Source organism: Rhizobium hidalgonense, from assembly GCF_002914525.1.
In the GTDB taxonomy this organism is placed as follows: Bacteria; Pseudomonadota; Alphaproteobacteria; order Rhizobiales; family Rhizobiaceae; genus Rhizobium; species Rhizobium hidalgonense.
On the sequence record NZ_LODW01000070.1, the window covers coordinates 14,409 to 37,924 of the forward strand.

Here is a 23,516-nt window from a genome sequence, read left to right on the forward strand (position 1 = left end):
AGGAATACAAGCGATGAATTCGTTGAAAAAAATCCTTCTCGGCGAACAGGGGCTGGTGGTGATCTTCGCCGCCGCTTTCGTGATCGTCTCGCTCTGCGTTCCGAATTTTCTGACCGAGCGCAACATGCTGGGGCTTTTGCAATCGGTCGTGACGATCGGCATCGTCGCTTGCACGATGATGTTCTGCCTGGCCTCGCGCGATTTCGACCTTTCGGTTGGCTCGATCGTCGCCTTCTCCGGCATGATCGCGGTGATGGTCTCGAATGCCACCGGCTCCATTCCCGTCGGGCTTATCGCCGCCCTGCTTTGCGGCGCCGTGGTCGGCTTCGTCAACGGCATCGTCATCGCCCGGTTCCGGATCAATGCGCTGATCACCACGCTGGCCACCATGCAGATCGTGCGCGGGCTGGCGCTGATCGCCTCGGACGGCCGCGCCGTCGGCATCAACGATCCCGCCTTCTACCAGCTTGCCCTGTCGCGCTTCCTGACCGTGCCGACGCCGATCTGGATCATGCTGATGCTTTTTCTGCTCTTCGGTTTCGTGCTCAATCGCACCGTCTTCGGCAAAAATACGCTGGCGATCGGCGGCAATCCCGAGGCCTCGCGGCTTGCGGGCGTCAATGTCGTCAATATGCGCATCTGGATCTTTGCGCTGCAGGGGCTCGTCTGCGGCATTGCCGGTATCCTGCTCGCCTCGCGCATAACCTCCGGCCAGCCGAATGCGGCGACGGGGCTGGAGCTGTCGGTCATTTCGGCCTGCGTTCTCGGCGGCGTTTCGCTGGCCGGCGGCCGGGCGGCGATGAGCGGCGTCATCGTCGGGGTGCTGATCATGGGCATTGCCGAAAACGTTATGAATCTGCTGAATATCCAGGCATTCTATCAGTATGTCGTGCGCGGCCTGATCCTGCTGGTCGCCGTGCTGCTCGACAATTTGAGATCTTCGGCTGCGGGACGACGTGGATGAACCAAGAACGAGCCGGGAGCGACATCGAACTCAGGCACGGCGATCTCGCCGTTCGGGTCAGCCGTCGGGGTGCGGCGCTCGCTGCCGCGAGCTATCGGAAGACGCCCTTTCTCGTGGCCGCCGGGGGGCCGGATGGAACGATGGCGAATTTTGCGATGGTGCCGTTCGGCAATCGCGTGGAAGGCAACGCCATGTCCTTTGCCGGACGCGACTATGCCTTCCAGCCGAATACCTCAGATCCGCTCTATCGGCACGGCGACGGCTGGCTCGGCCTCTGGCAGCTTGAAGACTTCAGCGCGGAGCATGCGCAGTTCTGCTTTTCCCGCAGCGCCGACAAGGTTTCACCCTATGCCTATCTGACCCGGCAGGAGATCCGTCTCGCCGGCGACGCGCTGGTGCTGACGCTTTCCGTGGAAAACCGGGGCGAAACCGCTCTTCCCTTTGGATTGGGCCAGCATCCCTTCTTTGCGCGAACGCCGAAGACGCGACTGACGATTGCGGCCGATCGATATTGGAACGAACGACCGGACCACCTCCCTGATATGCCCGGCCCTGTGCCCGGCGATTTCGATTTCAGGTCCGGCAAACTGTTGCCGCAGACATGGATGAACAATGCCTTCGAGGGTTGGAATGGGCGGGCGGCGATCGCCTGGCCGGAACTCGGAATTCAGGCGGCGCTGGAAGCCGACGGTGCGCTCGATCGTTTCATGCTCTATATGCCGGTCGACCGGAGCGACTTCTTCTGCCTCGAGCCGATGAGCCACCTGCCGAACGGCCATCATTTGCCTGATTTCGGGGGCCTGAAGCCGCTTGCGCCGGGTGACGTGCTTGCCGGCAAGGTCACAATCCTGATGTCGGCGCTGCCGACGCAACCGGAGGGGTGAAAGATGGGCAACCGCCTGCAGGGCAAGAACATCCTGATCACTGGCGCTGCGCAGGGTATCGGCCTGGCGATCGCGGAGGCCTTCCTGCGGGAAAATGCCGCTATCTTTCTCATCGACCGCGACGGCGTGCTGCTGGCGGAGGCGGCGAAAAAACTTGAGAGCAGCGGCGGACGGCTCGGTTATCTGCCGGCCGATATTACCGATGCCGGAACGATCACCACGGCGGTCGCGCGAGCCAGCAAAGAGATCGGAGAGCTGAACGCGCTCGTCAACAATGCCGGGGTCAATGTCTTTGCCGAGCCGCTCGAGACGACGGATGACGAATGGCATCGTTGCTTCGACATCAATCTCAAAGGTGCGTGGAACTGCTGCAAGGCGGTGCTGCCCGGCTTGATCGGGCAGGGCGGCGGCGTCATCCTCAACGTCGCCTCGACGCATGCCTTCACCATCATTCCGCACACCTTTCCCTATCCGCTGGCAAAACATGCGCTGCTCGGGATGACGAAATCCCTTGGTCTCGAATATGCGGCCAGCAATATTCGGGTGAACGCATTGGCGCCGGGCTATGTCTCGACACAGAAGGTGATCGATTACTGGAACAGCTTTCCCGATCCGGAGGCGGCCAAAGCCGAGACGATGAGGCTGCATCCCGGCGGGCGCATCGCTACGCCGGAGGAGATCGCCATGGCGGCCGTCTTCATGATCTCCGACGAGTGCCCGTTCATGAATGCCACCTGCCTGACGATCGACGGCGGTCTCGGCGTGCTGCAGCATCCCGTCTGAAGAGACGCGGATTACAGCAGATTTTTACAAGCCTGTCGTCTTCTCGGGATAGAGCATTATATTGCCCATCGGGGGAGCTGTCGCATCCCCCGTAGGTATCTCGTTAGAGCATGATGTTGGCCGAAAACCGCTCGCATTTTTCGGCATCGTGCTGAAAGCCCAATCGAAACAGGAGGACGGCATGCAGATCAATCGTACGGCTTCGGCCCATTGGACCGGTGGCCTCAAGGACGGCAAAGGCCTGATCTCGACCCAGAGCGGCGCTCTGAAGGATTATCCCTACGGCTTTGCCAGCCGCTTCGAAGGCATTCCCGGTACCAATCCGGAGGAACTGATCGGCGCCGCACATTCCGGCTGCTTCACCATGGCGCTGTCTCTGATCCTCGGTGAAGCCGGCTTTACCGCCGAGCATATGGAAACCTCTGCCAAGGTGACGCTCGAAAGCGTCGAGGGTGGCTTCGCCATCACCGCCATCCATCTTTCGCTCTCCGGCCGTATTCCCGGCGCCGACGAGGCGACCTTCACCGAACTCGCCAACAAGGCGAAGGCCGGCTGCCCGATTTCCAAGGCGCTCGCTGCCGTTCCGATCACGCTCGACGTCAAGCTCGCCTGATCTCATCTGCTGCCGAAGAGGTGCCGCGCGCAATTTTTCGTCGCGGCACTTTTTAATTGCGTTTTATTGCTTCGGAAAATCCCTCATATCGTCTAGATAGACGCACAGGATCGTCTCTGCCAAGCGCTAATGCCGCTCGGCTGCGTGTTGACAAATGACGCCTGATAATTTACGACTGACGAAATTCAAAATTCGTCAGTCGTAATTCGAGGCATCGAAACTCATGAACGACATCGCGGAAAATACGCTTGAGGTCACGCGGCAGGAGAATGTCACGCGCATTCTCGACGCGGCCGAGCGGCTGTTCCGGCACTACGGTTACAGCAAGACGACGGTGGCCGACATTGCCCGCGATCTCGGCATGTCGCCGGCCAATATCTATCGTTTCTTCGCCTCCAAGGTGGAAATCCACCAGGCCCTCTGCGGCCGCATGCTCGCCACCGCCTATCAGATCGCCTACGACATTCGCCATCAGCCGATCAGCGCCAGCGAGCGGCTGCGCCGCTACGTCCAGACCCAGCATCAGCTGACGCTCGATCTGATGCTCGACGAGATGAAGGTGCACGAGATGATCGTCGTCGCGATCGAGCGCGACTGGCACGTCATCGAAAAACATATCGACCGCGTCCATGATCTCATTGCTGAAATCATCGCCGAAGGCATTGAAGCCGGAGAATTCGCCGAGCAGGACCCGGTCGTTGCCTCGCGTTGCTTCGGCGCGGCGACGATCAATCTTTGCCACCCGCAGATGGTGGCGCAATGTCTTGCCAAAACCAACCGCGCCAGCGTCGACGAACTGATCAACTACGTGATCAGGGCGCTGAAAAAATAACGGACGGCCGCCGCCATCCACCCCCGAAACGATCCAGGAGTGCGGACGATGTTTTCGCTCAAGACCTTCAGCCATCGCATGCCGTCCGTCACCAGCCTCGTGCTCATCAGTGCCATCGGCATCGGCGTTTCCGCCTGCTCGGAAGAGAAGGCTGAGGTCAAGCAAGTCATTCGTCCGGTGAAGGTCGTCGAGATCGCCAAGGCCGGCGACACCCGCAAGCTCGACTATTCGGGCTCGGTCAAGGCGCGCACGGAGATGAACCTCGGGTTTCGCGTCGCCGGCAAAATCACCGAACGCCTCGTCGATATCGGCGACAAGGTGAAGCCGGGCGACGTGCTCGCCCGGATGGACTCCACAGATTACCAGCTCGCAGTCAAGACGGCGGAAGCCAATCTCGCAGCCGCTGAAAAAGGCGTCGAAACCGCCGATCTCGTCAATAAGCGCAATCAGCAGCTCTTCGATAAGAATGTTTCGCCGAAATCCCAGCTCGAGCAGGCGTCGCTCAGTTACGATCAGGCCGTTTCAAGCCGCGATGCCGCCGCCTCGGCGCTCGATCAGGCGAAGAACCAGGTGAGCTATGCGGAGCTGAAGGCCGACTACAACGGGATCGTTACGACGATCAACGCCGATGTCGGCCAGGTCGTTGCGTCGGGCACTCCCGTCGTCACTGTCGCCGTCGACGGCGAAAAGGAAGTGCAGATTGCGGTTCCGGAAAACGACATTGCCGAATTCAAGCCGGGCAAAACGGTCAAGGCAAGCTTCTGGGCCGACGACAAATTGGTGCTCGCCGGCAAGGTGCGTGAGGTTTCAGGCAGCGCCGACCAGCAGTCGCGTACCTTTGCAGTTCGGGTAAGCCTGCCGAACGATCCGCAGGTGTTGCTCGGCATGACGGCGACGATCGAAGCCGACGTCAGCAACGGCAACAGCTATGTCTCGATCCCGCTCAGCGCGCTGGCTGAGAAAGACGGCAAGCAGATGGTCTGGACCGTCGACCGCGATACGGCGACCGTGCATGGCCGCGACATCAAGGTCGCCGATTTTACCGGTGACGGCGTGCATGTGACCGACGGCCTCGATATAGGCGATCTCGTCGTTTCCGCAGGCACGCAGTTCATGAGCGAAAACCTGAAGGTGAAGGTGCCGGACCAGCAGTCGGCGCTGGCCGACACGGACCAGACCGTCCGCTGATCGCGTCGCAAAAGGGAAGAAAACCATGGACGCCAACACCACCGAAAAGCGGCCCTTCAATCTGTCGCGCTGGGCGATCGGCCATCCGAGCATTGCCCGCTTCCTCTTCGGGCTGATCATCATCACCGGCGTGCTCGGCCTGATGCGCATGGGCCAGCGCGAGGACCCCGAATTCACCTTCCGCGTCATGGTCGTGCAGGCGATCTGGCCGGGCGCTTCCATCCAGGAAATGGAAGACCAGGTGGTCAACAAGATCGAGCGCAAGCTGCAGGAAACGCCGCATATCGACTGGGTCAAGTCCTATACAAGGGCGGGCAGCGCGATCATCACCCTGCAGGTCAAGGGCGACACCAATTCGAAAGATGTGGCGGACGCCTTCTACCAGGTGCGCAAGAAGGTCGGCGATATCGCAAACGAGCTGCCGCAGGGCCTGCTCGGCCCCTATTTCAACGACGAGTTCGGCGATACTTTCATCACGCTGCATTCGATCAGCGGCGACGGTTATTCCTATCCGGAACTGAAGAAATTCGCGATCCAGGCGCGCGACATGTTGTTGACGACGCCGGGCGTCGAGAAAGCCGTCATCATCGGCGACCAGCCTGAGAAGATCTATATCGACGTCTCATCCAAGGCGCTCGCCGAGCGCGGCCTGACGATCCTCGATCTGCAAAACGCCATCAAGGGCCAGAACAATATCGATCCGGCAGGCTCCGTCGATACCGGCCTGCGCTCGGTGCGCATCTCCGTCGAAGGTGACGTCAAGAAGGCGGAGGATATCCGCGAGCTGCGGCTTCGCGCCGGCGGCCAGGTGACGCGGCTCGGCGATATCGCCACCGTCAGTTCCGGGCTCGAAGACCCCTATCAGCGCAAATACCGTTTCAACGGTCATGACAGCGTTCAGGTCGGCGTAGTGATGGCCAAGGGCTTCAATGTGACCGATGTCGGCAAGGGCGTCGAGGCGACCTATCAGCGCTTCGAAGAGGCTCTGCCCTATGGTGTCGCGGTCGATCAGATCGCCAATCAGCCCGACGTGGTGACGGATGCGGTCAGCGAATTCATGCATGCGCTCGGTGAAGCGCTTGTCATCGTCCTGGTGGTCTCGTTCCTGTCGATCGGCTGGCGTTCGGGCCTCGTCATCGCCATCGCCATTCCGCTGGTGCTCGCCGCCACCTTCGCGCTGATGTACGAACTCGGCATCGATCTGCAGCGCATCTCGCTCGGCGCGCTCATCATCGCGCTCGGCCTGCTCGTCGACGATGCGATGATCGTCGTCGAAATGATGGAGCGAAAGCTGGAAGAGGGGCTGGTCAAGATCGAAGCGGCAAGCTTTGCCTATTCCTCGACCGCCTTCCCGATGCTGACGGGCACGCTGATCACTACGGCCGGCTTCATTCCGGTCGGCTTTGCCGCATCGACGGCCGGCGAATATGTGCGTTCGCTGTTCTACGTCGTCGGCATCGCGCTGGTGACTTCGTGGTTCGTCGCCGTCTATTTCACGCCATGGCTCGGCTATATGATCCTCAAGCAGCGCCATCATGCCGGCGAGCATCACGATGCCTTCGACACCGGCTTCTATCGCCGGCTGCGTGGCACGGTCGGCTGGGCAGTTCGTCACCGGGTGATCGTGTTGCTGTTGACGCTCGGCACCTTCGTTACCAGCCTCTGGGCCTTCCAGTTCATTCCGCAGAATTTCTTCCCGCAATCCTCGCGGCCGGAAATCCTCGTCGATCTCTGGCTGCCCGAGGGCACCAGCATTCGGGAAGTCGAGGTCCAGGCAAAGGCGCTCGAAGCCAAGATGATGGACGATCCCGACAAGAAGTTCATCGCCACCTATATCGGCGAAGGCGCGCCGCGCTTCTTCCTGCCGCTCGACCAGCAGCTGCGCAATCCGAACTTTGCCCAGCTTCTCGTCATGGCCAATGACGAACCGGCGCGCGAGCGGCTGATCGTCAAGCTGCGCAGGATCCTTGCGGAAGACTTCCCGTCGATCCGCGGCAAGGTCGACCGGCTCTTCCTCGGCCCGCCCACAGGCTGGCCGGTGCAGATGCGCGTCATGGGACCTGACCGCCAGGAAGTGCGAGCGATTGCCGATCAGGTGAAGGCGCGCTTTGAGGCCAACCCGATGCTCGGCGCCATTCACGACGACTGGCTGGAGCAGGTGCCGGCGATGAAGCTGGTGATCGACCAGGATCGCGCCCGCGCTCTCGGCGTCACCTCGCAGCGCGTGCGTCAGATGCTGCAGACCGCCATGTCCGGGGCGCCGCTCGACGATTTCCGCGATGGCGAGGAAACGGTCGCGATCGTCGCCCGCGAGCCGGATGCCCGCCGCTCGCTGCTGTCGGCGGTCAACTCGGTCTATGTCCCGACGGATTTTGGCGGTTTCGTGCCGGTCTCGCAGGTCGCCAAGGTCGTGCCTGTCATGGAGCAGGGCATCGAATGGCGGCGCGACAGGCTGCCGACGATCACCGTGCGGGCGACGCTGCCCGATGGTGTGCAGCCGAATGACGTTGTCATGAAGATGTATGCCGACATGAAGGACCTGCGCGACAGTCTGCCGGCCGGCTACAATGTCGAGATCCAGGGCGGCGCCGAGGATGCGGCGGAAAGCCAGATGTCGATCGCCGCCAAGGCGCCGATCATGCTCGCCGTCATCATCGTGCTGCTGATGGTGCAGCTGCAGCATTTCGGCAAGGCGATGCTGGTGCTCGCCACCGGGCCGCTCGGCATCATTGGGGCCGCAGCCGCCTTGCTAATCAGCGGCGCGCCCTTCGGCTTCGTAGCGATCCTCGGCGTCATCGCGCTGCTCGGCATCATCATGCGCAACTCGATCATCCTGGTCGATCAGATCGATCAGGATATCAAGGCCGGCATGCACCGGCAGGAGGCGATCGTCGGCGCCGCCGTCCGGCGTTTCCGGCCGATCATGCTGACGGCGCTGACTGCTGTCCTGGCGCTGATCCCGATCTCGCGCGGCGTTTTCTGGGGGCCGCTCGCCTATGCGATGATGGGCGGCATCCTCGTCGCCACAGTGCTCACCATTCTGGTTCTGCCCGCCGGTTACGCCCTTTTCTTCGGTCGCGAGCCGAAGGCGAAGGATGAGCCAGGCCGGGATGCCGACGCCATCCAGGAAGAGGCCGATGACAGACATCCGCCGGCGTTGGCAGCCGAGTGAGGACGGCGCGGCGAAAGCCGCGCCGTTTTCCTTTCGGGCCACTGGTTCCTCTCTAAAGTCTTGCAGCGGATTCTCATTGCGGCCGCTTCGTCCGTGTTCGCGCTGATTCCCTTGACCTCTCGAAAGAGCTAAACTTGCGGGAGCATGCCGGGACAGCAGCCGCGATCGCTGCTGCTCGTTGACGGGGAGAGGGCGCGACCATGGCCGATTATCGTCTGGAAACAAGCTGGCGCCCGGTCGAAGGCGGTTTCGGGCGCTTGACCGTCACGCTCTTCAATCTTTCGGCCGAGCCGCTGTCCGGCTTCTCGCTCGCCTATACGTCGGAGACGCGGGTTGCCGACAAACACGTCTGCGACGGCGGCAGCCTCAAGCGGCAGGTCGCGCATTTCCATGAATTCCTGCCGTCCGAGGGGCTGAGCGTTCCGCCGGGCGGGCACTGGCGGTTCGCGGTCGAGGGGCTGAGCAGAGAGCCGAAACATGTCACTGCTGGCGTTAAATCCGCCTATCTGACGCTTGCCGACGGCCGTCACGTTCCCGTCGACTTCGGCGGCCTGATGCTCGAAGGCCGGGATGGCGGTGTGGCGCCGCCACTTCTGCCGCCGGGCCGGGTCCAGGAGCCGTATTCGCTGCTGCCCTGGCCGTTGGCGCTCGCGTTGAAAGCGGGAGAGCTGCCGGTCGTCCTCTATCCCACGGGGAAGACGCGGCCCAATGCGATCAAGGCGTTTTCCCTGGTGCTCGCGCTTTACCAGCGGCTCTATCCTGCCGACAAGGTGCCGTTTTCGCTGAGTGCTGTCGAAGGCGGGCGCGCTATTCGTTTCGTTACCGAATCGTCAATCGCTGAGTCTGCCTACGAATTGCGCTTTACCGCGCATGAGATCGTGCTCTCCTCTGCGGATGCGGCGGGTCGGCACTATGGACTGATCAGCCTGGCACAGCTCATGCACGGCGCGCGCGCCGATCGGGAGAACTTCAAATTCCCCAATTTCGGCACGATCGCCGACCAGCCGCGTTATGACTGGCGCGGCTGCCATCTCGATGTGGCCAGACAGTTCTATCCGGTGGCCGACGTCATGCGGCTGATCGATATTCTTGCCTGGAACAAGCTCAATATCTTTCATTGGCATCTGACCGACGACGAAGCCTGGCGACTGGAGATCAAGGCCTATCCCGCACTGACGGAGATCGGCGCGCGGCGCGGTCCGGATGAGGTGCTCGTGCCGCAGCTCGGCGACGGGGCCGACCCGCGCTCCGGCCATTACACGCAGGAGGATGTCAGGCGGATCGTTGCGCATGCCGCTTCGCTTGGTGTCGAGGTGGTGCCCGAAATCGACGTTCCCGGCCACAGCACAGCGACTCTTCTCTCGCTGCCCGCACTCGTCGACGGCCAGGAGGCGCCGGACAGCTATCGTGCGGTACAGGGTTATCCCAACAATGCCCTCAACCCGGCGGTCGAATTCACCTATGAATTTCTCGGCAAGGTCTTCGACGAGATGGTGGCGCTGTTTCCCGGTGACTATATCCATATTGGCGGTGACGAGGTGGCGAATGGCGCCTGGCTTTCCTCGCCGCTCTGCAAGGCATTGATGGAGCGGGAGAGGCTCGCCGGTATGGCCGACCTGCAATCCTATTTCCTGAAGCGGGTCAAGGCGCTGCTGTCGGAGCGCGGCAGGAGGCTCGCCGGCTGGAACGAGGCGTCGCTTGGCGGCGGCGTCGATCGCGACGGCACGTTGCTGATGGCCTGGGAAAAGCCCGCCGTCGGCATCGAGCTGGCGCAGCAAGGCTACGACGTGGTGATGACCCCGGGACAGGCCTATTATCTCGACATGGCGCAGGCTGAAGCCTGGGATGAGCCCGGTGCCAGCTGGGCGGGCCATGCGCCGCCGGAACATAGTTACGCTTATGAGGCCGAGGGCGAATTGCCGGATGGGCTGCGGGAGAAGATGCGCGGCATCCAGGCCTGTATCTGGACTGAAAACTTCCTCTCTCGCGCCTATTTCAACCGACTGGTCTTCCCGCGCCTTCCGGCCGTCGCCGAAGCCGCGTGGACGCCGTTGGAGCGCAAGGATTGGGACCGGTTCGCGGCGATTGTGCGGATGTGGCCTATGCTTTAGGGAGCAACGCTTCCACTTTCAGCCCGAGCAGGGCGGCGCCGATCAGGCCGGGTTCGATGCGGCATTCGCTGCGCACCACCAGCGGGCGGTCGAATTTGCGCAGGGTACGGGCGCGCACCGCATGATCGAGTTGGGCAAGCAGCGGCTCGACGTTGGACAGCCCGCCGCCGACCGGGACGATGGTGGCGCCTGTGATGTTGATCGTCAGGGCCAGCGGCGAGGCGACGAGATCGATATAGACGTCGATCGTCCGTGTCGCCTTCTCCTCGCCGAGTTGCCATTGAGCGATGATCTCTTCGCTCGAAAGGTCGAGATCATGCAGCGTTTTGTGCAGGCGTTCCAGGCCGCGGGCGCCGCCGACGGTATCGACGCAGCCCTTCTGGCCGCAGCCGCAGGCATAGGCGGGAATGGCGGCAGGTGGGTTGCCGGCCGCCAATGCGATGATCGGCCCGTGGCCCCATTCGCCGGCAAAGCCGCCGGCCTCATTGACGAGGCGCCCGTCGGCAACCAGGCCGCCGCCGACACCGGTGCCGAGGATGGCGCCGAAGACGATGCGATGGCCGCGGCCGGCGCCAAGGCCGGCTTCGGCCATCGCGAAACAGTCGGCGTCGTTGGCGATCAGCACTGGAAGCCCGAGTTCGGCTTCGAGGTCGGCCGCTAGCGTGCGGTCGTGGATGCAGGGGATATTGGCGCATATCAGGCGCTGCGTATCGGGATCGACGACGCCGGCGATGGAGAGCGCAATACGGCTCGGCTGTTCGCCAGTCTCGGCGATGATGGCGCGCAAGGTGGCGACGAAAGCGGCAAAATCATCCCGAGGCGTCGGACGGCGGCCGAGGGCGGCGATATCTGTCTCAGAGCGGGCGATGCCGCCCTTGATGGCGGAGCCGCCGATGTCGAATGAAATGATCATTGCACTCTGCCGTTTTTCTGGACTTCGGCGTCTGCTCGCACTGTTGGGTGGGAATTACAAGCGTTTCGTTTAGCATCGGGCTTGGCTATGCCGCGTCCTCCCCCTCTGCCCGGCAGGGCAGAGGGCATCATGGTGCGCGAGGTGGAGGCGGACAACGATCGCCGCCCCTGCCGTGATTTCTAACCCCGCAAGTCATTCAATTGGCATATTGCATCGCCAAAATTCGGCCCTACACTTGCATCATTTCCCGGATCAATGACCATCGAAAACGCCGATTCCCACAGACGCAGAAGACCCCGTCCGCCACGTCCCAAAGGCCGTCGCCTTTCATCCATCCTGCGGCAGCTGGCCGCCGACCGGAGCCGGGAGCGGATTTCGATCGGCGACCTGTTCCAGACGATGGGCGACAGGGCGATCAGCGCGCTGATGCTGATCTTCGCGCTGCCGAACGCTTTTCCCACGCCGCCCGGGACTTCGGCAGTGCTCGGCGCGCCGTTGATCTTTCTGGCAGCACAGCTGACCTTCGGGCTGAAACCCTGGCTGCCGAAGGTGATTGCCGACCGTTCGATGCGGCGGGAGGATTTCGAAACCATTGTCGGCCGTATCCACCGCCGGCTCGCCTGGGCCGAGCGCATGCTGAAGCCGAGGCTGGCGATCTTCGCCGAGCCGCCGGCGGAATATCTTGCCGGGGCGGCATGCCTGCTGCTGTCGATCGTGCTGCTGCTGCCGGTTCCGCTCGGCAATATGCTGCCGGCGATCACGATCTCGGTCTTCGCTTTCGGCATATTGGGCCGCGACGGGCTCTTCGCGCTGATCGGCTTCATCATGACGGCCGTGTCGCTGGTCATTGCCGGCGGCGTGATTTACGGGCTGGTGAAGGCGGCGATCTATCTCGTCATGCAATGGTTTGCCTGAGTAACGTCGGTTATTTGGCGGAGCTCTTTTCAACAGGCTCGACATTTGCCGGAATTTTGTTTTGATCTGGCGCGATACAGTTTCAAATCATGTTCGGCGGCGGCACGCCGGCTCACTTTGCGTGGTAGGCATTGAATGGCAAAAAGATCCGAGACCGCGGCACGCCTCGACGATGCGGCACGTGCCGGCTGGCTCTATTACGTCGCCGGGCGCACGCAGGATGAAATCGCCGCCGCGATGGGTATCTCGCGGCAATCGGCGCAACGGCTGGTATCGCTGGCGGTTGCCGAGCGTCTGATCAAGGTGCGGCTCGATCATCCGATCGCCGCCTGCCTTGAGCTCGCCAATCAGCTGCGGCGGAAATTCGGGCTGAAACATGTCGAGGTGGTGCCGAGCGATTCCGGATCGTCGGCGACCGTCGGTATTGCCGAGGCGGCCGCGGCGGAGATTGAGCGGTGGCTGAAACGGGCCGAGCCGATCGTGCTTGCCGTCGGCACCGGCCGTACGCTGAAGGCGGCCGTCGACCAGCTTCCGGCGATCGAATGTCCCAATCACCGCATCGTTTCACTGACCGGCAATATCGCCCCGGACGGATCGGCCGCCTATTACAACGTCATCTTCAGCATGGCCGATGCGGTCAAGGCGCGGCACTATCCGATGCCGCTGCCGGTGCTTGTCACCTCGGCGGAAGAGCGGGAGCTGCTGCATGGCCAGCAGCTGGTGCGCTCGACGCTCGATATGAGCGCGCAGGCCGACGTCACTTTCGTCGGCATCGGCGAGCTCGGCATCGACGGGCCGCTCTGCGTCGACGGTTTCCTCGAGAAGGACGAGATGATGGAGCTGATGCGCGGCGGCGCCGTCGGCGAGATCTGCGGCTGGATTTTCGACGTCGACGGCAGATTGCTCGACAACCCGATCAACGAGCGCGTCGCCTCGGCGCCGATCCCATCGCGCGACGCGTCGATGGTCATCGGGCTGGCTAAGGGCAAGCGCAAGTTCAAGGCGATCCGGGCCGCCGTTGTCGGCCGGCAAATCAATGCGTTGATTACCGACGAAGAGACAGCTGAGTTTTTGCTCAGGAATTGAGCAAAAAATTCTTGCTTTGAATCAATTGGTTATCTGCTTCCTTCGGCACCGCAGCAACGATTGCCGATTGACATTCTTCATTGTTTGTTGAGTAATTGCTCACGAGCGAAGCGAATGCTCACACCCATCTTCTGGGAGGAAGATATGACATTGAGAACTTTTCTGCTGGGCGCCTGCTCAGCGCTGGCGTTTGCCGGCATGGCTTCGGCCGAGACGCTGACAATCGCAACCGTGAACAACGGCGACATGATCCGGATGCAGAAGCTGACGGATGATTTCAAGGCGAAGAATCCCGGCATCGACCTTGAATGGGTAACTCTCGAAGAAAACGTGCTGCGCCAGAAGGTTACGACCGACATCGCGACCAAGGGCGGCCAATACGACGTTCTGACGATCGGCACTTACGAAGTTCCGATCTGGTCAAAGCAGGGCTGGCTGCTGCCCCTCGACAATCTCGGCGCCAACTACGATGCCGACGACCTGCTGCCGGCAATCCGTAGCGGCTTGACCACGGACGGGAAGCTCTATGCGGCGCCGTTCTACGGTGAAAGCTCGATGGTCATGTACCGCAAGGACCTGTTCGACGCCGCTGGCCTGAAGATGCCCGACGCCCCGACCTGGGACTTCGTTGCGGATGCTGCCCGCAAGATCACCAACAAGGACAAGGAAATCTACGGCATCTGCCTGCGTGGCAAGGCCGGTTGGGGCGAGAACATGGCCTTCCTGACGGCCATGTCCAATTCATTCGGCGCCCGCTGGTTCGATGAAAAGTGGAAGCCGCAGTTCGATCAGCCCGAGTGGAAGGACACGCTCGACTTCTACGTCAAGCTGATGAAGGATGCCGGCCCTCCGGGCGCCTCGTCCAACGGCTTCAACGAAAACCTGGCGCTCTTCCAGACCGGCAAGTGCGGCATGTGGATCGACGCAACGGTTGCCGCCTCCTTCGTCTCCGACCCGAAGCAGTCGCAGGTCGCCGACAAGGTCGGCTTCGCGCTCGCCCCGGACAAGGGCCTCGGCAAGCGCGGCAACTGGCTCTGGGCCTGGAACCTCGCCATTCCGGCAGGCTCGCAGAAGGTCGAAGCCGCCGAGAAGTTCGTCGCCTGGGCCACGAGCAAGGACTACACCAACCTCGTCGCTGAAAAGGAAGGCTGGCTGAACGCACCTCCCGGCACCCGCACGTCGCTCTATGCGAACGCGGACTACCAGAAGGCTGCCCCCTTCGCCAAGATGACGCTCGACTCGATCAACTCGGCCGATCCGACCAAGCCGACCGTCAAGCCGGTCCCCTATGTCGGCGTCCAGTTCGTGGCGATCCCGGAATTCCAGGGCATCGGCACGGCGGTGGGGCAGCAGTTCTCGGCAGCCCTTGCCGGCCAGATTTCGGTCGACCAGGCCCTGAAGAGCGCCCAGCAGCTGGCGACGCGTGAAATGACCAAAGCCGGCTATATTAAGTAATAACCTCCTGAGCCAAGAGGCGGATCCTTGACAATCCGCCCCTCTGGGCCGCCGATGCCCGAACTGCATCGGCGGCCGCTTTTCAGACAAAGCTTTCCTGCGGCCGCTCCCCGCTTCAGATCAGATCGGTGATTGCCATGGCAACCTTGCATACCCGCTCCGCAGCGCGCCTGATGATTGCGCCCTCCGTGCTGCTCCTCTTTGCATGGATGATCGTCCCACTCGCGATGACGATCTATTTCTCGACGCTGAATTACAATCTGCTTAATCCCGGCATGGAAAGCTTCGTCGGCTTTCTGAATTACGAATATTTCCTGTCCGATCCGGCCTTCTTCGCGGCGCTGATCAATACGCTGCTGCTCGTTGCCGGCGTGCTCCTGATCACCGTCATCGGTGGTATCGCCTTTGCGTTGCTGCTCGACCAGCCGATGTATGGCCAAGGCATCGTGCGCATCCTGGTGATCGCGCCGTTCTTCGTCATGCCGACCGTGGCAGCGCTGGTGTGGAAGAACATGTTCATGAATCCGGTCAACGGCCTCTTTGCGCATATTGCCAAGGCGCTCGGCCTGCAGCCGATCGACTGGCTGGCGAATGCGCCGCTGTTCTCCGTCATTCTCATCGTCGCTTGGCAGTGGCTGCCCTTTGCCACCCTTATCCTGCTGACCGCGCTGCAGTCTCTCGATGAGGAGCAGAAGGAGGCGGCCGAAATGGACGGCGCCGGGCCGATCTCGAAATTCATCTACATCATCCTGCCGCACATGGCGCGCGCCATCACGGTGGTGATCCTGATCCAGACGATCTTCCTGCTTTCGGTCTTTGCCGAAATCCTCGTCACCACCAATGGCGGGCCGGGCACCGACAGCACCAACCTCACCTATCTCGTCTATGCCCAGGCACTGCTGCAGTTCGATATCGGCGGCGCTTCGGCGGGCGGCATCGTGGCGGTCGTGCTTGCCAACATCGTCGCGATCTTCCTCGTCCGCCTCGTCGGCAAGAATCTGGAGGCTTGAGATGGCCAGAAAAGTCACAACCCGGCGCAAGGTCATCGTCACCGCGATCGCTTGGGCGCTCGGCATCCTGATCTTCTTCCCGATCCTTTGGACCTTCCTGACGAGCTTCAAGTCGGAAGCCGACGCCATCGCCTCGCCGCCGCAGTTTCTGTTCTTCCACTGGACGACGGAGAACTACGCGGAAGTGCAGAGCCGGTCGAACTATCTCAGCCACTTCATGAACTCGGTGATCATTTCCTTCGGCTCGACGCTGATCGGCCTGATCATCGCCATTCCGGCCGCCTGGGCGATGGCGTTTTCGCCGACCAAGCGGACCAAGGACGTGCTGATGTGGATGCTGTCGACCAAGATGATGCCGCCTGTGGGCGCGCTGATCCCGATCTATCTGCTGTTCCGCAATTCGGGCCTGCTCGACACGCGCACCGGCCTGGTGGTCGTGCTGACGTTGATCAACCTGCCGATCATCATCTGGATGCTCTATACCTATTTCAAGGAAATTCCCGGCGAAATCCTCGAAGCAGCCCGCATGGACGGGGCGTCGCTGATGAAGGAGATCGTCTACGTGCTGACGCCGATGGCGGTGCCGGGCATTGCGTCGACGCTGCTTCTGAACATCATCCTTGCCTGGAACGAGGCATTCTGGACGCTCAATCTCACCGCCTCCAAGGCAGCGCCGCTGACGGCCTTCATCGCATCCTATTCCAGCCCGGAGGGCCTGTTCTATGCCAAGCTCTCGGCGGCATCGACCATGGCCATCGCGCCGATCCTGATCCTCGGCTGGTTCAGCCAAAAACAACTCGTCCGCGGCCTGACCTTCGGCGCTGTGAAATAAGATAAAGGGAGACAAACATGGGCAGCATTACCCTTCAGAAGGTTTCCAAGGTCTTCGGCGAAGCCAAGGTCATCCCTTCGATCGATCTCGACATCCAGGACGGTGAGTTCGTCGTCTTCGTCGGCCCATCAGGCTGCGGCAAGTCCACCCTGCTGCGATTGATCGCCGGCCTCGAGGACGTCTCCGGCGGCAAGATCGTCATCGACGGCCGCGACGCCACGGAAAAGGCGCCGTCGGAGCGCGGCCTTGCCATGGTGTTCCAGTCCTATGCGCTCTATCCGCATATGAGCGTGCGCAACAACATCGCCTTCCCGCTGAAGATGGCGAACATGGACAAGGCGGAGATCGACCGCAAGGTGACGGATGCGGCCCGGGTGCTCAATCTCACCGACTACCTGGAGCGCAAGCCGCGCCAGCTTTCCGGCGGCCAGCGCCAGCGCGTCGCAATCGGCCGCGCCATCGTGCGCCAGCCTTCGGCCTTTCTGTTCGACGAGCCGTTGTCGAACCTCGATGCGGCGCTGCGCGTCAACATGCGCCTCGAAATCAGCGAGTTGCACCAGCAGCTGAAGACGACGATGGTCTACGTCACCCACGACCAGGTCGAGGCAATGACCATGGCCGATAAGATCGTCGTCTTGAACAGGGGCAATATCGAACAGGTCGGCTCGCCGCTCGAGCTTTACAGCCGCCCACGCAATCTGTTCGTCGCCGGCTTCATCGGTTCGCCGAAGATGAATTTCATCAAAGGCCAGAATGCGGCTCAGCTCGGCGCGCATACGATCGGCATCCGTCCCGAACATATGCTGCTGTCGATGGAGAGTGGCGACTGGAAGGGCAGGGTGGTGGTCGCCGAACATCTCGGCTCCGACACCTTTCTGCATATCGATGCCGGGGAGATCGGCATGGTGACGGCGCGCGGCAGCGGCGATTTTGCCGCCAAGGCGGGCGATACGGTCTATCTGACGCCGGACCGTTCGCGTATTCACAAATTCAACGAGGGCGGCCTTGCCATCTGAGGCAGGCCGCCGGTTGGGGGCAGGCATACGAGCCGGGCGATGGCGCCCGGCCGTTTCGGCAAGACCTTCAAGGGGACTGAAACATGACGTGCAAACTATCGCTGGCAACGCTTTCCGACGCGGCGCGCACTGCCGCCATCCCTGGATATGATCGGGCGTCGTTGAAAGCCGGCATCGTGCACTTCGGCGTCGGCAATTTTCACCGCGCCCACCAGGCGATCTATCTCGATGATCTTTTCAACGCGGGCACGGATCATGACTGGGCGATCGTCGGCGCCGGGGTGCTGCCGTCGGATGCCGCCATGCGCGAGAAGCTCGCGGCACAGGATTTCCTGACGACGGTGGTCGAGCAGGACAACAACAGGACGGCAGCGCGCGTCACCGCGCCGATGATCGACATCCTGCCGGTCGGCGATCCCGCCGCGATCATCGCCAGGCTCGCCGATCCCGAAATCCGCATCGTCTCGATGACGATTACCGAGGGCGGCTATTTCATCGATGCATCAGGCACGTTCAACCCGGCCCATCCGGCGATTGCTGCCGACGCGCAGAATCCCGACGCGCCGAAGACGGTGTTCGGTCTGATCGTCGCCGGGCTGAAGGCGCGCAAGGCCAGGGGTATCGGTCCTTTCACCGTCATGTCCTGCGACAACATTCCCCATAACGGCATCGTCACCGCCAATGCCGTGGTCGGCACGGCCGCACTGTCGGATCCCGGCTTTGCCGCGTGGATCCGGGCGAATGTCGCCTTCCCGAATGCGATGGTCGACCGCATTACGCCGGCAACCGGCCAGCGGGAGATCGATTTCCTCAGGGACAATTTTGAGATCGAGGACAATTGGCCTGTTTATTGCGAGGAATTCAAGCAGTGGGTGCTCGAGGACAAGTTCACCGCCGGACGGCCGGCGCTGGAAAAGGTCGGCGTGACCTTCGTGCCTGATGTCACGCCTTACGAGCATATGAAGATCCGCATCCTCAACGGCGGGCATGCGGCGATCGCCTATCCGGCGGCGCTGATGGACATTCATTTCGTCCATGATTCCATGGAAGATCCGCTGATCCGCGCCTTCCTCGCCAAGCTCGAGAAAGACGAGATCATCCCGATCGTGCCGCCGGTACCGAATACGTCGCTGATGGATTATTTCGCGCTGATCGAACATCGCCTGCTCAACCCGAAGATTGCCGATACCATTCCGCGGCTGGCGCAGGACGGATCGAACCGTCAGCCGAAATTCATCCTGCCGTCGACACTCGACAATCTCCGCCAGGGCCGGGATGTCGTCGGCCTGTCGCTGGTCTCGGCGCTCTGGTGCCGCTATTTCGCCGGCAAAACCGACAGCGGCCAGGATATCGTCTTCAACGACGCCAGCGCCGAGCGCCTGCATGCGGCGGCACTGAAGGCCAAGGACGATCCGTCGGCCTTCCTCGCCTTCGACGATATTTTCGGCGAGGTGGCGAAATCCGAACTTTTCCGCAAGCGTTTCGCCCATGCTCTCAAAACTCTGTGGGATAAAGGCACGCGGGAGACGCTGCAGCTCTATCTCGACGGCAAGCTCGCAGTGTAGGCAATCCGGATGGTGGCATCGTTGCCGCCATCCGTCCGGCCTTGCGTGGAAGCGGGACGGTCGTGCGTCCGAAATTGAACTCAGATTGGGTCCTCCATGGCTGATGCTGAACCACGGCTGATCATCTTCGATTGCGACGGCGTGCTCGTCGACAGCGAGCCGATCTCGATCAGCGTGCTGGTCGAGGCGATGAACGATCTCGGCGTTTCGATCACCGAGGACCAGGCCTATGAGCGCTTTCTCGGTCGCAGCCTGTCGACGCTCATCGATACGCTGGAAACCGTATTCAACGTCCATGCCGATGAGGAATTCCTCGAGCGCATCCGTACCGATCTCTATGCCCGTTTTCGCACCGAACTGAAGCCGATCGACGGTATCGCCTCGACGATCGACCGGCTCGGCATTCCCTGCTGCGTTGCCTCTTCCAGCCAGTTGGAGCGAATCAGGCTGTCGCTGTCTGTTACCGGACTTCTCGATAAACTGCCCGACATCTTCAGCGCGACGATGGTCAAGCGCGGCAAACCGGCGCCCGATCTTTTCCTGCATGCGTCGCGTGCAATGCAGGTGGAGCCTGCTCATTGCATTGTCGTCGAGGACAGTCCGGCCGGCATTGCCGCCGCCAAGGCGGCAGGTATGACGGTCTTCGCCTTCACCGGCGGATCGCATGCCAACTTCGCCGGCTATCGCGCCGAACTCGACCGGCTTTCGCCTGATGTGGTGTTTGACGCCATGCCTGAATTGATACACCTTGTCCGCAACCATAAGCTGGATGGGACCAAGATTTGATGCGTGATCATGTGGTTGCGGTGGATGTCGGCACCGGCAGCGCGCGCGCCGGCGTCTTCGATATCAGCGGCCGTCTGCTTGCCAAGGCCGAACACCCGATCGTGATGAACCGACCGCGCGAAAACCACGCCGAGCACGATTCCGAAGACATCTGGTCGGCTGCCTGCATGGCAGTGCGCAGGGCGATGGAGCAATCAGGGATTGCCGCCGCCTCGGTCGGGGCGATCGGCTTCGACGCCACCTGTTCGCTTGTCGTGCGCGATGTCGAGGGCCGGCAGCTCAGCGTTTCAACCGGCGGCGAGAGGCGGTTCGACACGATCGTCTGGCTCGATCACCGGGCGCTGAAGGAAGCCGATTTCTGCACGGCGACGGAGCACCCCGTGCTCGAACATTCCGGGCATGTCATGTCGCCCGAAATGGAGATGCCGAAGCTGATGTGGCTGAAGAAGAAGCTGCCCTCGACATGGGAAAAGGCCGGTTACTTCTTCGATCTCGCCGATTTCATGACGTGGAAATCGACCGGATCGCCTGCCCGATCGCGCTGCACGCTGACGGCGAAATGGCACTATCTCGCCCATCTCGAAAAGGGCTGGCAGCAGGATTTCCTGGAGCGGATCGGTCTCGAGGACCTTCAGGCGCGCGGCCAGCTGCCGGATGAGACCGTGCCGGTCGGAGGCAGCGTCGGTCGGCTGACGCCGGAGGCGGCGGCGGCGCTGGGGCTGACAACGGACTGCCATGTCTCGGCCGGGATGATCGACGCCTATGCCGGCGCGCTCGGCGCACTCGGCGGTTATGCCGCCGATCCTGCAAAGCGCGAGCACCAGCTGGCGCTGATCGCCGGCACGTCAAGCTGTATTGTTACCTTCTCCAGGCAACGGCAGCCGAGCCATGGCATGTGGGGCCCCTATTATGAGGCGGTCTTTCCCCAATCCTGGCTGGTGGAGGCGGGGCAATCGGCGACCGGCGCGCTGCTCGACCACATCGTGCGCATGCATGCCGCCGGCGGCGAGCCGACGGCAGCACTGCATCAAAGGATCGTCGCTCGCATTGCCGAGTTGCGGGCCGAGGAGGGCGAGGGCTTCGGGGCGCGCATTTTCGTGCTGCCGGATTTCCATGGCAATCGCTCGCCGCTCGCCGATCCACACGCCGTCGGCGTCGTCAGCGGTCTGAGCCTCGATACGTCCTTCGATGGCCTCTGCGCGCTTTACTGGCGCACCTCCGTGGCGATTGCGCTCGGCATCCGCCATATCCTGGAAATGATGAAGGAATACGGCTACGTGCCCGATACGCTGCATATTGCCGGCGGGCATGTAAAGAACCCGGTGCTGATGGAGCTCTACAGCGATGCCACCGGCTGCAAGGTCGTGGTGCCGAAGATGAACGAGGCGGTGCTGCTCGGCACGGCGATCGCCGCATCCGTCGCCTGCGGCTTGCACGGGGACCTGGCGGCGGCCGGCGAGGCGATGTATCCTGGCGGCGATGAACGGCTTCCCGACAAGGCAAAACAGACGCTCTATGACCGCGACTACCGCCGTCTTCTCGCCATGCACCGGCACCGCGCCGAGTTGGAAACAATGCCGTGACGGCTCAGTGGTTCGCCGTTTCGCCAAGAACGGTCGCAAATTCCAGCATGCGACGGCGGCGAAGGGCTGCCTCTTCCCCGACTTGGAGGATGACGGATTCCGCGAGACAATCGAGTAGCGCGATCAGCGGCGGAAGATTGTCGAGATCGGGGGCGCGCGCGGGCGGCAAGGGCAGCATGACATTCGACTGGTCGGCCATCCAGTCTGCTTGCTGCGGTGAAATGAGCACGACCTTGTAGCCGTAGCGCCGGGCGGTTCGGGCAAGCAGGCGCGCCTTGGCGAAGCGGCGACAATCGATGATGACGAGCAGCGCATCGTCGACGGCCAGCCGGGCGAAGAGTTCGGCAAAACGGTTGTCGGCGCCGTCGAGTGTGCGCACGCCGTCACGGGCTTGCGTCAGCCGCTGACAGAAATGATGGGCAAGGCTTGCGAGCCGGGCATGCGTGGCGATCGACACTTCGCGGGCGGTGCTGATCAGACTGACGGCTTCGGACCAATGCGGCTGCGCCGTCAGATGATAGATATGGTGGAGCGCCTGGATCTGTTCGGCAACCAGCACGGCGAGCGGTTTGCCCTCGGCGGCGTCCTGATGCAGTTCGCTCATGGCGCTTTGCAATTGCGCCGGCGATGTCGTCACGGTCTCGCGAATCTCCACTTTGACACTGTCCAATCCCTGATAACCGAGCGCGCGCAGGAAGCGCCCGACGGTCATCGGCGACAGATCCAGCCGGTCGGCGACGGATGCCGCTGTCTCAAACGGCAGGTCGTTCAGGTGTTCGGTGAAATATTTCGCGATACGGCGTTCGGCCGGTGTGCCGGTTTTTGCGTATTGCCTGAGCTTTTGCACAAAGTCTTCCACATCAGCCTCCCCCGTTTTTCCTCAGAGGCGTTCCGTGGACGCGCTGTTGCGACCCCTCGTCTTTGCAACTATTTCGGAAGCTGCTTCTCAGGCTCATGCATATTTGATAGGCGACAATACTATATTAGCATTTAATTTTCGACAAGTTTTCTATTACCACATGCAATTTTATTCTCTCTTGTGGGTAGTCTCCATCTTTCCTACATCTTCCGCGCAACCGGAGACGCCTGAGACATGATCCTTGACGCCGCTCGACTATCGCTCACCAATTTGTTTGCGCCGGAAACACGCGCAGTCTTCTGGAAAGTGCTCGGCCTGACAATCCTCGTGCTGGTCGGCCTGTGGTTCGCGCTGCGCGGGGCCTTCATGGCTTTCCTCTTTCCCTGGCTCACCAGCTTCGTTCCCGATGTGCCGGATTGGGCGGGGTGGCTCGCCCTGGTATTTGCAATTCTCGCCGGCATCGGCCTTGCGCTGATGCTGGCATTGCTGCTTTCGCCGGTCACGGCGCTGATCGCCGGCCTGTTTCTCGACGATGTCGCCGATGTCATCGAAAAACGCGATTATCCCAAGGACGCAGCGGGTACCGCCATGCCGCTCGGTCCGGCGATGGCAAGCTCGATCAAGTTCCTCGGCGTGGTGATCCTCGGCAATATCGTTGCCTTGCTGCTGCTGTTCATCCCCGGCGTCAATCTGATCGCCTTCTTTCTGGTGAACGGCTATCTGCTTGGACGGGAATTTTTCGAATTCGCCGCCATGCGGTTTCGTTCGCCGGAGGAGGCGCGGCTCTTCCGCGCCAAACACGCATCCACCGTGTTCCTCGGCGGGCTGGTGATCGCGATGTTTCTGGCGATCCCGTTCGTCAATCTTCTCACGCCGCTGTTTGCCGCCGGCATGATGGTGCATTTGCACAAGCTGATTTCCGCGCGAGACACTGGTTTGCGAGCCTGAG

20 protein-coding genes are annotated in these 23,516 nt (G+C 61.8%); 18 read left to right on the top strand and 2 right to left on the bottom strand.

What is annotated here, in order from left to right; all coding sequences use genetic code 11:
* Positions 1-13 precede the first annotated feature (13 nt).
* From araH to ATY29_RS22390, 8 genes are all read left to right on the top strand, one after another.
* On the top strand, positions 14-964 hold the full coding sequence (gene araH, locus ATY29_RS22350; protein ID WP_097533097.1) for an L-arabinose ABC transporter permease AraH: 951 nt from the start codon (positions 14-16) through the stop codon (positions 962-964).
* The gene (locus ATY29_RS22355) at positions 961-1,848 is read left to right on the top strand and encodes an aldose 1-epimerase (protein ID WP_097533098.1); all 888 of its coding nucleotides are present in this window, start codon (positions 961-963) and stop codon (positions 1,846-1,848) included. The genes araH and ATY29_RS22355 overlap by 4 nt, the downstream gene beginning before the upstream one ends.
* 3 nt (positions 1,849-1,851) lie before the next feature.
* Positions 1,852-2,631, top strand: a complete 780-nt coding sequence (locus tag ATY29_RS22360; RefSeq protein WP_097533099.1) for an SDR family oxidoreductase — start codon at positions 1,852-1,854, stop codon at positions 2,629-2,631.
* A gap of 181 nt (positions 2,632-2,812) precedes the next feature.
* Positions 2,813-3,244, top strand: a complete 432-nt coding sequence (locus ATY29_RS22370) for an OsmC family protein (protein ID WP_097533100.1) — start codon at positions 2,813-2,815, stop codon at positions 3,242-3,244.
* A 223-nt stretch (positions 3,245-3,467) separates the two neighbouring features.
* Positions 3,468-4,076 (top strand): TetR/AcrR family transcriptional regulator, encoded by a 609-nt coding sequence (locus tag ATY29_RS22375; protein ID WP_097533101.1) that lies wholly within the window; start codon positions 3,468-3,470, stop codon positions 4,074-4,076.
* A gap of 48 nt (positions 4,077-4,124) precedes the next feature.
* A complete protein-coding gene (locus tag ATY29_RS22380; protein WP_097533102.1) occupies positions 4,125-5,264 on the top strand; it encodes an efflux RND transporter periplasmic adaptor subunit in 1,140 nt (379 codons plus the stop codon).
* A gap of 25 nt (positions 5,265-5,289) precedes the next feature.
* Positions 5,290-8,436, top strand: coding sequence for an efflux RND transporter permease subunit (locus tag ATY29_RS22385; RefSeq protein WP_097533103.1), 3,147 nt, complete (start codon positions 5,290-5,292; stop codon positions 8,434-8,436).
* 200 nt (positions 8,437-8,636) lie between these two features.
* The gene (locus tag ATY29_RS22390) at positions 8,637-10,547 is read left to right on the top strand and encodes a beta-N-acetylhexosaminidase (protein WP_097533104.1); all 1,911 of its coding nucleotides are present in this window, start codon (positions 8,637-8,639) and stop codon (positions 10,545-10,547) included.
* Here the strand turns inward: ATY29_RS22390 and ATY29_RS22395 are convergent.
* Positions 10,537-11,460 (bottom strand): ROK family protein, encoded by a 924-nt coding sequence (locus ATY29_RS22395; protein WP_097533105.1) that lies wholly within the window; start codon positions 11,458-11,460, stop codon positions 10,537-10,539. The two genes, ATY29_RS22390 and ATY29_RS22395, sit on opposite strands and share 11 nt — an antisense overlap.
* A gap of 336 nt (positions 11,461-11,796) precedes the next feature.
* Here ATY29_RS22395 and ATY29_RS22400 point away from each other — a divergent pair, with 336 nt between their 5' ends.
* The 9 genes from ATY29_RS22400 to ATY29_RS22440 all read left to right on the top strand — a co-directional run bounded on the left by ATY29_RS22400 (position 11,797) and on the right by ATY29_RS22440 (position 21,708).
* On the top strand, positions 11,797-12,375 hold the full coding sequence (locus ATY29_RS22400) for an exopolysaccharide biosynthesis protein (RefSeq protein ID WP_193550370.1): 579 nt from the start codon (positions 11,797-11,799) through the stop codon (positions 12,373-12,375).
* A 135-nt stretch (positions 12,376-12,510) separates the two neighbouring features.
* Positions 12,511-13,461: a sugar-binding transcriptional regulator gene (locus ATY29_RS22405; RefSeq protein ID WP_097533107.1), complete on the top strand. Its 951-nt coding sequence runs from the start codon at positions 12,511-12,513 to the stop codon at positions 13,459-13,461.
* Between the two features lie 144 nt (positions 13,462-13,605).
* A complete protein-coding gene (locus tag ATY29_RS22410; RefSeq protein WP_097533108.1) occupies positions 13,606-14,916 on the top strand; it encodes an ABC transporter substrate-binding protein in 1,311 nt (436 codons plus the stop codon).
* Between the two features lie 137 nt (positions 14,917-15,053).
* The gene (locus ATY29_RS22415; RefSeq protein ID WP_097533109.1) at positions 15,054-15,926 is read left to right on the top strand and encodes a carbohydrate ABC transporter permease; all 873 of its coding nucleotides are present in this window, start codon (positions 15,054-15,056) and stop codon (positions 15,924-15,926) included.
* Position 15,927: 1 nt separating this feature from the next.
* Entirely contained in the window at positions 15,928-16,758 is an 831-nt protein-coding gene (locus ATY29_RS22420) for a carbohydrate ABC transporter permease (RefSeq protein ID WP_003566726.1), read from the top strand.
* A 17-nt stretch (positions 16,759-16,775) separates the two neighbouring features.
* Entirely contained in the window at positions 16,776-17,774 is a 999-nt protein-coding gene (locus ATY29_RS22425; RefSeq protein ID WP_003566720.1) for an ABC transporter ATP-binding protein, read from the top strand.
* Positions 17,775-17,857: 83 nt separating this feature from the next.
* Entirely contained in the window at positions 17,858-19,339 is a 1,482-nt protein-coding gene (locus tag ATY29_RS22430) for a mannitol dehydrogenase family protein (protein ID WP_025417102.1), read from the top strand.
* 96 nt (positions 19,340-19,435) lie between these two features.
* On the top strand, positions 19,436-20,125 hold the full coding sequence (locus tag ATY29_RS22435) for an HAD family hydrolase (RefSeq protein ID WP_025417101.1): 690 nt from the start codon (positions 19,436-19,438) through the stop codon (positions 20,123-20,125).
* The gene (locus ATY29_RS22440) at positions 20,125-21,708 is read left to right on the top strand and encodes an FGGY-family carbohydrate kinase (protein WP_025417100.1); all 1,584 of its coding nucleotides are present in this window, start codon (positions 20,125-20,127) and stop codon (positions 21,706-21,708) included. The genes ATY29_RS22435 and ATY29_RS22440 overlap by 1 nt, the downstream gene beginning before the upstream one ends.
* Positions 21,709-21,712: 4 nt before the next feature.
* On the opposite strand, the gene ATY29_RS22445 is transcribed toward ATY29_RS22440, so the two are convergent.
* Entirely contained in the window at positions 21,713-22,567 is an 855-nt protein-coding gene (locus tag ATY29_RS22445; RefSeq protein WP_003566711.1) for a MurR/RpiR family transcriptional regulator, read from the bottom strand.
* A gap of 234 nt (positions 22,568-22,801) precedes the next feature.
* On the opposite strand from ATY29_RS22445, the gene ATY29_RS22450 reads away from it, so the two are divergent.
* On the top strand, positions 22,802-23,515 hold the full coding sequence (locus ATY29_RS22450) for a sulfate transporter family protein (RefSeq protein ID WP_025417099.1): 714 nt from the start codon (positions 22,802-22,804) through the stop codon (positions 23,513-23,515).
* Position 23,516: the final 1 nt, after the last annotated feature.

Coding starts and splice junctions, on each gene's coding strand:
- araH (WP_097533097.1), top strand. CDS start 14: ATGAATTCGTTGAAAAAAATCCTTCTCGGCGAACAGGGGCTGGTGGTG.
- ATY29_RS22355 (WP_097533098.1), top strand. CDS start 961: ATGAACCAAGAACGAGCCGGGAGCGACATCGAACTCAGGCACGGCGAT.
- ATY29_RS22360 (WP_097533099.1), top strand. CDS start 1,852: ATGGGCAACCGCCTGCAGGGCAAGAACATCCTGATCACTGGCGCTGCG.
- ATY29_RS22370 (WP_097533100.1), top strand. CDS start 2,813: ATGCAGATCAATCGTACGGCTTCGGCCCATTGGACCGGTGGCCTCAAG.
- ATY29_RS22375 (WP_097533101.1), top strand. CDS start 3,468: ATGAACGACATCGCGGAAAATACGCTTGAGGTCACGCGGCAGGAGAAT.
- ATY29_RS22380 (WP_097533102.1), top strand. CDS start 4,125: ATGTTTTCGCTCAAGACCTTCAGCCATCGCATGCCGTCCGTCACCAGC.
- ATY29_RS22385 (WP_097533103.1), top strand. CDS start 5,290: ATGGACGCCAACACCACCGAAAAGCGGCCCTTCAATCTGTCGCGCTGG.
- ATY29_RS22390 (WP_097533104.1), top strand. CDS start 8,637: ATGGCCGATTATCGTCTGGAAACAAGCTGGCGCCCGGTCGAAGGCGGT.
- ATY29_RS22395 (WP_097533105.1), bottom strand. CDS start 11,460: ATGATCATTTCATTCGACATCGGCGGCTCCGCCATCAAGGGCGGCATC.
- ATY29_RS22405 (WP_097533107.1), top strand. CDS start 12,511: ATGGCAAAAAGATCCGAGACCGCGGCACGCCTCGACGATGCGGCACGT.
- ATY29_RS22410 (WP_097533108.1), top strand. CDS start 13,606: ATGACATTGAGAACTTTTCTGCTGGGCGCCTGCTCAGCGCTGGCGTTT.
- ATY29_RS22415 (WP_097533109.1), top strand. CDS start 15,054: ATGGCAACCTTGCATACCCGCTCCGCAGCGCGCCTGATGATTGCGCCC.
- ATY29_RS22420 (WP_003566726.1), top strand. CDS start 15,928: ATGGCCAGAAAAGTCACAACCCGGCGCAAGGTCATCGTCACCGCGATC.
- ATY29_RS22425 (WP_003566720.1), top strand. CDS start 16,776: ATGGGCAGCATTACCCTTCAGAAGGTTTCCAAGGTCTTCGGCGAAGCC.
- ATY29_RS22430 (WP_025417102.1), top strand. CDS start 17,858: ATGACGTGCAAACTATCGCTGGCAACGCTTTCCGACGCGGCGCGCACT.
- ATY29_RS22435 (WP_025417101.1), top strand. CDS start 19,436: ATGGCTGATGCTGAACCACGGCTGATCATCTTCGATTGCGACGGCGTG.
- ATY29_RS22440 (WP_025417100.1), top strand. CDS start 20,125: ATGCGTGATCATGTGGTTGCGGTGGATGTCGGCACCGGCAGCGCGCGC.
- ATY29_RS22450 (WP_025417099.1), top strand. CDS start 22,802: ATGATCCTTGACGCCGCTCGACTATCGCTCACCAATTTGTTTGCGCCG.